The sequence below is a fragment of the Nostoc sp. NMS7 genome (assembly GCF_017115085.1).
In the GTDB taxonomy this organism is placed as follows: domain Bacteria; phylum Cyanobacteriota; class Cyanobacteriia; order Cyanobacteriales; family Nostocaceae; genus Nostoc.
Genome location: NZ_JABXKJ010000127.1, coordinates 1 through 8,429 on the forward strand (window position 1 = coordinate 1; position 8,429 = coordinate 8,429).

The 8,429-nt window shown below is 42.3% G+C and carries 15 protein-coding genes; all 15 read right to left on the reverse strand.

Annotation, left to right across the window (positions count from 1 at the left end):
- Positions 1-539, reverse strand: a 539-nt coding sequence (locus HWQ38_RS13175; protein WP_292794087.1) for a hypothetical protein, incomplete at its 3' end; no start/stop codon positions are given.
- Entirely contained in the window at positions 532-948 is a 417-nt protein-coding gene (locus HWQ38_RS13180) for a hypothetical protein (protein ID WP_292742959.1), read from the reverse strand. The genes HWQ38_RS13175 and HWQ38_RS13180, both read right to left, overlap by 8 nt.
- Positions 949-1,142: 194 nt before the next feature.
- Complete coding sequence (locus HWQ38_RS13185) at positions 1,143-1,484, reverse strand: hypothetical protein (RefSeq protein WP_292794090.1); 342 nt, start codon at positions 1,482-1,484, stop codon at positions 1,143-1,145.
- A gap of 144 nt (positions 1,485-1,628) precedes the next feature.
- Entirely contained in the window at positions 1,629-1,904 is a 276-nt protein-coding gene (locus HWQ38_RS13190; RefSeq protein WP_292794093.1) for a hypothetical protein, read from the reverse strand.
- 59 nt (positions 1,905-1,963) lie between these two features.
- Positions 1,964-2,614: a hypothetical protein gene (locus HWQ38_RS13195; RefSeq protein WP_292794096.1), complete on the reverse strand. Its 651-nt coding sequence runs from the start codon at positions 2,612-2,614 to the stop codon at positions 1,964-1,966.
- A 6-nt stretch (positions 2,615-2,620) separates the two neighbouring features.
- Positions 2,621-2,776, reverse strand: a complete 156-nt coding sequence (locus tag HWQ38_RS13200; protein WP_292794099.1) for a hypothetical protein — start codon at positions 2,774-2,776, stop codon at positions 2,621-2,623.
- Positions 2,760-2,999, reverse strand: a complete 240-nt coding sequence (locus HWQ38_RS13205) for a hypothetical protein (RefSeq protein ID WP_292794101.1) — start codon at positions 2,997-2,999, stop codon at positions 2,760-2,762. Before HWQ38_RS13205 ends, HWQ38_RS13200 begins: the two co-directional genes overlap by 17 nt.
- 354 nt (positions 3,000-3,353) lie before the next feature.
- Positions 3,354-3,551, reverse strand: a complete 198-nt coding sequence (locus tag HWQ38_RS13210) for a hypothetical protein (protein WP_292794102.1) — start codon at positions 3,549-3,551, stop codon at positions 3,354-3,356.
- A 114-nt stretch (positions 3,552-3,665) separates the two neighbouring features.
- Positions 3,666-3,935: a hypothetical protein gene (locus HWQ38_RS13215; RefSeq protein ID WP_292794104.1), complete on the reverse strand. Its 270-nt coding sequence runs from the start codon at positions 3,933-3,935 to the stop codon at positions 3,666-3,668.
- A gap of 71 nt (positions 3,936-4,006) precedes the next feature.
- Positions 4,007-4,573: a WGR domain-containing protein gene (locus HWQ38_RS13220; protein ID WP_292794106.1), complete on the reverse strand. Its 567-nt coding sequence runs from the start codon at positions 4,571-4,573 to the stop codon at positions 4,007-4,009.
- A 64-nt stretch (positions 4,574-4,637) separates the two neighbouring features.
- Positions 4,638-5,096 carry a hypothetical protein gene (locus HWQ38_RS13225; protein WP_292794108.1) on the reverse strand — a complete coding sequence of 153 codons (459 nt, stop codon included), beginning with the start codon at positions 5,094-5,096 and terminating at the stop codon, positions 4,638-4,640.
- A gap of 23 nt (positions 5,097-5,119) precedes the next feature.
- Positions 5,120-6,742 carry an AAA family ATPase gene (locus tag HWQ38_RS13230; protein ID WP_292794110.1) on the reverse strand — a complete coding sequence of 541 codons (1,623 nt, stop codon included), beginning with the start codon at positions 6,740-6,742 and terminating at the stop codon, positions 5,120-5,122.
- Between the two features lie 90 nt (positions 6,743-6,832).
- Entirely contained in the window at positions 6,833-7,045 is a 213-nt protein-coding gene (locus tag HWQ38_RS13235) for a DUF2997 domain-containing protein (RefSeq protein WP_292794113.1), read from the reverse strand.
- Positions 7,046-7,047: 2 nt separating this feature from the next.
- Entirely contained in the window at positions 7,048-7,491 is a 444-nt protein-coding gene (locus HWQ38_RS13240; protein ID WP_292794116.1) for a DUF1257 domain-containing protein, read from the reverse strand.
- Between the two features lie 129 nt (positions 7,492-7,620).
- Positions 7,621-8,429: hypothetical protein (locus HWQ38_RS13245; protein WP_292794118.1), on the reverse strand; the 809-nt coding region annotated here is incomplete at its 5' end.

An 8,429-nucleotide genomic window follows, 5' to 3' on the forward strand; every position in this document is an offset into this window, starting at 1 on the left:
GTCTTTAACCCGTACTCTTGGGTAATTTGTTGCCTGATTTCGGGATTTTTAGCCAACTGATAAATAAACGCTATTTCATCAAAGCCTTGCTCTGTCCTTGGCTGCAATGAACGAACATCAAGCTCACTGGTTATTTCATCGAATAACTCTTGCTCAAATTGATGAACTGCCAATGCTTGGGCAACAGTCTTACCTGCCACAATGTCCAAGAACGCTTTAAACGTTTCGCTGCTGACTCCAACAAGATGTAATTGTTCACTCACACTTTCTATGGCTTGAGTCTGTATATTTGCCAAATTGCTCCCACCTTCTAACAGCTTCGATTTGTCGAGGGTTGCTTGCGCTAGATTGAACAACTTTTCTAAGCGATCGCAAATGTCAATGCTAAATTCTTTTGCGTCATCTTCTACATCTTGGTTAATATCTGGGTCGGACTTAGCCAACTCCTGTAAACCAGCAATGATTTTAACAGGAGCGTATTTTTCACCCAGTAATTCAAACAAATCTTGACGGCTAAATTTATCTATTGTTTCAGACATTTTGTAATTCTCCTGTCAATGGTTGTGTAAATCTGATTTGTTCAGCTTCAAATTCTTTAATGGTGTACTCCGACTTATTGGCTTCCACAATCGACTTTGCTATTTCAACCTTGTTTGTGCCTTGATCTAAATCTCCAAACACTTCGCCAATCCTGCCTAGTACCCATACTTGATATGGACGAATCAATGGCGCTCTTAACCTTTTTTCCTGTGCCATCTTCTGCATTTGGATTCGTGATAATTTATACTGAGGAATTGTTTCAGCCACTTCTGTCCAACGCTCCCATGTCCGATAGCAAATATCCAAAACTCGCAACATTTTGGCATTAGTCATCGGTAAAACCAAAGGATTCAACCCGGAATTAGTAGTCTTTCGGCTAAAAAGTTGTTCTCTCCATGCTTGGTTCATCAATAAATAGTCAATAGGTAGTCAAGAGTGTAAAAAACATAGTCAATACCCGTGTCAATTCCGTATGATTTTGATGTCATATTCTCTATTAATTGATAGTGAATTAACTGTGATTGACCTTACTTTTCTACAATAAAAAAGCCACTAGCAATCTTCAAGGGCTTTTTCGGATTTCGTAGAGTTTTCTGTTTTATCTAAATTTGAAGATTCCGCGAAACTTGTTCAAAAATTTTTTGCTGTTCATTCACCAATAAAGCGATCGCCCACTTTGGTGGCTCACTATAAAACCATTTGCAAATTGTCGCGGTTGATGGCGGCGACAGTTCGGCGCGGTGATACCATGCAGCAATGAATGGCTCAAGCAATCTAACTGCTGTCGAGACAAATTCATAGTCCCCAAGCCGGGTATGTAACCCTGCTAACTTAACTGCCTTAACTGCAATTTCTTCCAGTTTATTTTTAGGCTGGTATTCGTCTTCAGACAGCGAAAAAAGCTCACTCTTGCGATTGAACTTGTCTTCTAATGTTCGTACCATGTTTAAGTACCCTCCTATGGGATTAGCGTCACAAGGAGCGGAAACGGCGATCGCTTACCTTGGCCGGGGGCGATCGCTTGAAGCTTATTTAAAAATATTATGTGCCTCCGGCAAGGCATAAGATAAAGGCTGTTTTTTGGTACTTCAAAAAGCCTTCTTTTGCTTCACCAACACCGAGCGCAAGTACCGCCGACAGGCTGCCTCTCCCCGGTGTATGAGAATCCGCAGCGCCTCTATTTCCTGCATCGGAGAAACACAGATTTCGGCAATCGCACTAATCAAATTCTGTTGCTTCTGCACGTAATCTTGATGCTGCTGCTCCAACACAGCAATTTTGGAGTTTAACTGCTGTATCTGCCGTAATGCTTGCGTCAGGGACGATTCTTTATTTTGAGAGCGATTATCTAGAGTTAACGCCATTTTCTTACTCCTTTGTAATTTATAAGAATGCCAATCAAGTTTGTACAAGGTCTTCACGACTAAATATCTTTTTTTTTCATGCCGATTGAAGTGCGAATAAATCCAGATTTTTCGCAATACTTATCCATTTTTAGATCCGAAGTTATTGGACAAGCTAAAGGGCTAGCAATTGAGACAACAGAAGTAGCAAATTCGCAGGGTTTTGTTAATTCTTCCTCGTGCCAGTCGCCTAAGCAACGGAATATAGTGACGTGTCCAGTTGGTTCGTCTTCGTCGGGCTGAAAAAGAATATTTACAATTCTTTCAGTTGGATCTAGTTGTATAGATTCTTGAAAGCCTTGCCAATCCGGGCATTGTTCGCCAAAGCATCCTTGAGGATGAATAGCGCAATTGAGCGTTACACCGTTGTACGGGATACCGTGATAGTATTTGCACCCTTTACAGTTAGTAGGTATAGGTAAAGGCTTGCCCTGAGCGTAGTCGTTAGCGTAGCCTCTCCAAGAGTTGGGCTGAGGTTGGCCTAACAGAATTTGGTTAGCCTCAATTTGTCTTGCAATTCGGTCAGTAAAGATTGTTGTGATCCCAGTCCCGGCTATTGCCCCACCAATGGCGTACATAATATTTTTGCCGAGATATTGAGTGCTAACATAGCTACAGATAATTGTTGCTGCTGCTGCACTGATGCCTTTTATAAAAAGACTACAATTCATCTTTTGTTACTTCTTTTTTACTGATGGTTCATTCTCAGTTAAAAGTCTGCCAAAGTCGTAAATCGTTATAGTTGGTTTTGGTTCAGGTTCAGGTTTTGGTTTCGACTCTATGACGAGTTCAGGACTGCCCAAACCAACTGCATTTTTAATTTCCTGTTCCATGTTTAGATTCTCCTTGTTGATTAACTTGCTCCACCTCATCAATTGCGTCTACTACTTCTCCCAAAATATTGAAAGCATCGTTTAGCACAACATTGTTTGAGGTAGAAAAATGCTCTGACGATTGAATTTTACGATAATCTCGACTACTCCCCACAAGCTGCAATGTATATTGACAACCCTGCAATATAGTCCGAATCTCTGATCTAGTTAATTTGATTTCCATTATTGCTTCTCTCCTTAAAATTTATTTCGTTGAACACTGAAACTTGCTCCGACTAAAGAACTCCCTAAGAAAGCTGAAAAGCTCACAAGCATTGCACCCAGGCAGATATTTTTCTGTTGCTGCTAACCAGAAATGATGATGTTGGGGTTAGCATTTGTCTCGATAATCTCCATTCCCCAACACCTCATTGTTCCTATTCCTAAAAACCTAGTTAAAAGCAGAGAGGCGATTGCAGTTGTTTCTATGGTGCGGTCGATAAAAATCCTGGGGTTAAATCTTTTTCGAGTCGACGAAGAACTAATTTATTAGGGGTGTTTGAAGGCAAAAATGATTGATGAGTTACTTTCTGGGTTTTCATTTGACATCCTCTAACTCCACAAAAAATCCTGCACCTGTATTTGTCACTTTTACCAAATTACGATTAACTAACGTTTGAATCACCCCCAGACTAAAATTTATAGTGCATAATCGAGCGCTGCCACCGCAACGGCGGAGATACTGAAGGCATAACTGGGAATGGTCTTTTGGGACTGGGTTAGCTTTTTTAGGCATGATGTCTTTCCTGTTGTGGTTTGTAGGGGGCAAAGCGATGGCTGAAAAAAAATAGCCAAGCAGTATTAATGCTTGACTAAAGTATTTTTGGATTTAAAAGGTGAATTTCAGTTATTAGAATTTATCCAGTTCGTCAAATTGATTTGTTGCAGAGTGCTTGTATGCTTTGGCTTTATTCATTTGATGAGTAGAAGCTTTAATTACTGGGATTGCAGCTGACTTAACTGAATCCTTTGCTTGTTGAAATAGAAATTGTGTCGTCCCTTGTGCATCTTCTTCTTTTGGGTCAATTTGTCCCCATAGTGAGCAAGTTAACTCTAAAGATTCGTAGTCGCCTAAATTGAACTTACGTGTGTAAGTTACAGCAATAGTCTTGATTTCCATAATTTAACCAAACAATATTTCAAAATGAAGTGTAGCTTTTTAGCATCTCTTACAAAGTGACGCTTATCAAATTACAAATGCCGCCAGAAACTCTTGCTGATAGCCTTGATGCTGACAGTTTTCGGTTCAGATTTCGGCGATTCTTTGATCTGAACAGCTACAGGTTCATTCACCAGCAAAGAATTGAGTAGTTCTTGTTGATAGTCAACATCTACAACTGTTTGGTACACCCTGTAAGGATCAATCTGCATTCCCAATGGTGTTGGGACAATTTTCAAATACTCGTTAAGGGCAAGTATGTAGTTATCACCAAAGTTCCTGTTTGCAACAGCTAGGCGTATAGCGTTTAATAGTTGTATCGCTCGTCTGATATCTGAAATACTGCGATGCCGAAGGCGGGCGGAGCCATCGCCATCCATTTGTGGCTGACTTTCTCTGTAGCCCTTAGATTTTTTTTCGGCTACCAGATTGTGAAATTTCAAGACAGCCTGTTGATGGCTCAAGAGAGAATGTACTTTCTTCTGGGAATTGTAACCCATTCGTCCCCATTCAACAGTCAAACTACTGCCTTCAACTTTCGCACTCCAGAATTTGTTACTGTTGTTAACAGCGTCAACAAAAACAAGATATGTTTCCATAGTTTTCATGCTGGAATTAGTAAACAGGTGAATATCTAAAAATTAGATATTCACCTGTAATTAGTTATTGAATCGTCAATAATCGGGCATTACCCCAACGTAATTGATGTTGCAAAGCATCTTTTATTGTTTCAGCATCGTCAACAGTTAGTCCATTTAGCTCAGAACAGAGATTTATTAACACTTCTGGAATACCATCACACAGGAATCTCTCAAAGTCTCCATCTTTCAAAGCTTCTGTAACCAAATAGTTATCAGGAGTACATATTTGTTGCATAAAAACATATTGCGACAAAGTTGTACGTAGCAAGAGTTTCGTTTTTCTGTCCAGTTGTTCTAAATATGCACCATGTTTTTCAACTAACTGGTCGATTTTTTCGGTTTGACCGTAATAAGTTACCAAGTCTGTATTTGCCATTTGATTTACCTTGAAATTAGAAATATCATTGTCAATCCAAGCCAATTCACTCTCTTTTTGGCGTAGCAATTGTCTCTTTTGAGCAATGCGATTTCTCTTGAACACAACAGGAGAAATCGCGGACTTTATCAATTCATGTTGCGAAACTTGGCAGTACGCAAAGACGCTTGTTTCGCCCCGATGACAGGACTAGAGGCAGCCCTCGCAGTCTTAGACCAAGCTTGCATTCGCTCCACTGCCTGAGCATCCTGAACAGCAAGCGGGGTAATGGTTTGACGACAATTCTCTAAATCACCCAGCGTTACCTGCTGCGGTCGTCCTTCGTCAAAAGCCAGTAGTGCCGCTTCTGCTGCTAGGGTTTCTAATTCTGCGCCGGAAAACTTCGCGGTATTAGCAGCGATCGCCTCCAAATACTCGGACTCCACTACAATGCCAAAACGCTCCAAATGAATCTTGAGGATTTGGCAACGCTCCGGTTCAGTAGGTAAGTCAACAAAGAAATTTTCATCAAATCTGCCTTTCCGTTTCAGTTCACTGGGCAATGCTGACGGGTCATTGCAGGTAGCTACAACAAATACACCTGCCGTACACTCACTCATAAATGTGAGCAGATTTCCCAGAATGCGCTGGGAAACACCCGTTGTATCGCCGCTACCGGAAAGTGCTTTTTCTATCTCATCAACCCATAAGACACAAGGTGCGATCGCTTCGGCTGTTTTCAAAGCACGGCGAACATTCCCTTCAGATTCACCAACCAGACTGCTAAGGAGAGACGCAATATCTAGTTGCAGCAGTGGTAAATTGAGAATGCTAGCAATGTTTTTGGCGCAAATCGACTTACCTGTTCCGGGCGGACCAGCCAATAATACGCCTTTGGGTTGTGGCAAATGCAGCGATCGCGCCTCTTGGGTGAATAGTCGCCGCCGCCGAGTCAACCACTCGCGCAGTAAATCCAGTCCACCGAATGGAATAGTCGCTGGTTTGCCCAACTCAATGCCCATTTGAGCCAACAGTCGGGTTTTGTACTCGACAATCATTGGTGTGACTGTGCTATCAATCAAAATACCACTACGGCTCAGACGCTCTTTGACAGTTAGCCGCAAAAAATCGCTGACTTCCTCTAACGTTAGTCCCAGCGCTGCCCGTGCAAAGGTTTCTTTTTCTTCATAACTCAGGGACACTCGAAATGTGACATCCTGCTCAGTAGCAGATTCTTCAAGAAAAACTAGATACGACTCGAAGTGGTCTTGAATTTGGCCAATGTTCGGTAGTGGCACTTCACAGTAGGGGATGAGCCTTACCAAAGAATCGTGTAGTTCGATGTTTTGACCCAGCAGCACGATCCTTTTTTCTGTAGGTTTGAGTCGGTGGTAAAGGTTTTTCACTCTGGTCAAGATTTCCCAACTCATCTGTGGGGAATTCTTGCCAACAAAGGGGTGTATGTCTCCCAGAATAAACACGCCAGCACCATCAAAGTTATTGATGTAGTCGAAAACGAAGAGTATTGGATCAGCGTGGGGTGGTCTTTTGTATTCTGATACTGGCTTAAACACCAGCCCACCATCAGATGCAATCAGGCATTGCTCCAGGCTGGATACTCCCAAATTCCAGAAGAATACCGGACTATTGAGTTTGTCTTTAGCTTCAGTAGTCAGCCACTGAATAATCGTCGCTTCATCGGGCGACAGGACATCAAGCGCCGCGATGGGTATTTGTGAATCGAGGGTGGAGAGCAGATTTGAGAGTTTCATGTCAATTATTCAAATATTTCACTTATGAAATGGCGAAGCCTTTATGATCAGCAGTTACCAGCCGAGTTAAGACTGGTAACTGATGACTGATTACTGGTACAAACGTGTTTGATTGCTGTTCGTAGTCCGAAGTTGTTGGGTTTGGGCTTCATCTTTAAACGTGCGATCGCTCTCGCTCACAACTCCCAAAGCGGATTCAAATGGTTGCGTAGCCGATAAACAACTCAAACCCTCGAACCCCTCCGCTTCCACTCGAACTTCACCTGTAGCATTGTCAAAATGAATCAAAACTGAACGTTCCATATTTATCTCCTTTGATATTGCTTAACTTCTTGATGTCCACTGAATGTAAGGCGTAGAGTTTGCACAGTGCCGTTGGTTTCTTCAGCAATACTGCATTCTCCAAACTGCTCTTGTAACTCGGCAGCTTTCGCCAGAACCATCCGCCGTCCGTAAGCAGGCATCAGCTGACAGGCGTAGAACTTTCCTCCTAATTGCCTAATTACTTCGTACTCGTCCTGGATCATTTCGTATTCCGAGCCATTCCACTTAAATCCCATATCTGCACGAGCTTTTATCGTGCGACCAGATACGATAATTTCAGCGCTTTGTCCTTGAGAGCCACCGTAGTATCCTTTTAGTGGCTGTGCTGTTTGGTGAACTTGCGGCGATAGGTTTAGATCCGTGAGGGCTTGCACCAAACACTCGTGATTGCTTAATTTGGTTTTGACTGTTGAGAAATGCGACATAATGTTATTTCCTTTGTCATCTGGTTTGATAAATAGTAAAAGTGCGATATCCTTTTGAAACGTGAATATTACACTTTTAATACATCGATCAAGTAAGAGAGCAAATGCACACTTGCCCAAGACTGTTTTTTACCTAAACTTGAAAGACATGACCGTAGCTTTCGATAAGCCCACGTCGTCAGTCGCAAGTGATTGTAGATTGCGTTGTTCATCTAACAACTTGATGCGGATCTCTTGCATTTTTTGCTGTAATTGACTGCGCGTATCAGAACCCAGATTCTTAGCTTCTATCGCTGGGTCTGTGACAATCGAATCTAAGTGCGCCATCATCGCCTTCAAGCTGCTGCTAGCATCTGGGTCAGCATTCGCTAGTAGTACCTGAACCTTCATCAGGTGTTTTTCCATCTTCTTTTTGAACTGGACTGGCTTACGTCCCGGCTCCCAATCGCTCAACTCTTCGAGCAACTGCGCTGCCAGTTGTTCACCGCCAGCTAGAGCAGATTCCCGTAGTCTTTGCTCCAGATTTTGGTCATACTGTTGTATGAACTGGGTAATCTGGTCTAGACATTCGGCTTGCTGCTGATTGAGTTGTTCGGACAATGCCGGGATAATCACCGGACGACCAATAATGACTTGCAAATAGTCTTCAAGGTCGATCAGAGTCGGAAATGCTCTTAGCAAGTTGGCTTTGACTGACTCTTGCTTATCGTGGGGTAATTCCCAAGTGTTAAGTGAGAGGAACTGATCAATCCGCTCTTGATAATCTTCGAGTCCTGATTCATAATCAACTTTTAGCTGATTACGCAGTCCTGGGGCGATATTATCTCTGATATTGATTAACTGATTCCAAACAAGTGGAGCCAAATCAATCGGACAGACCCAATCACCAGTATCAGCAGACATCCATTCTTGAACTGAAGCAATCTCTTGACGCAATT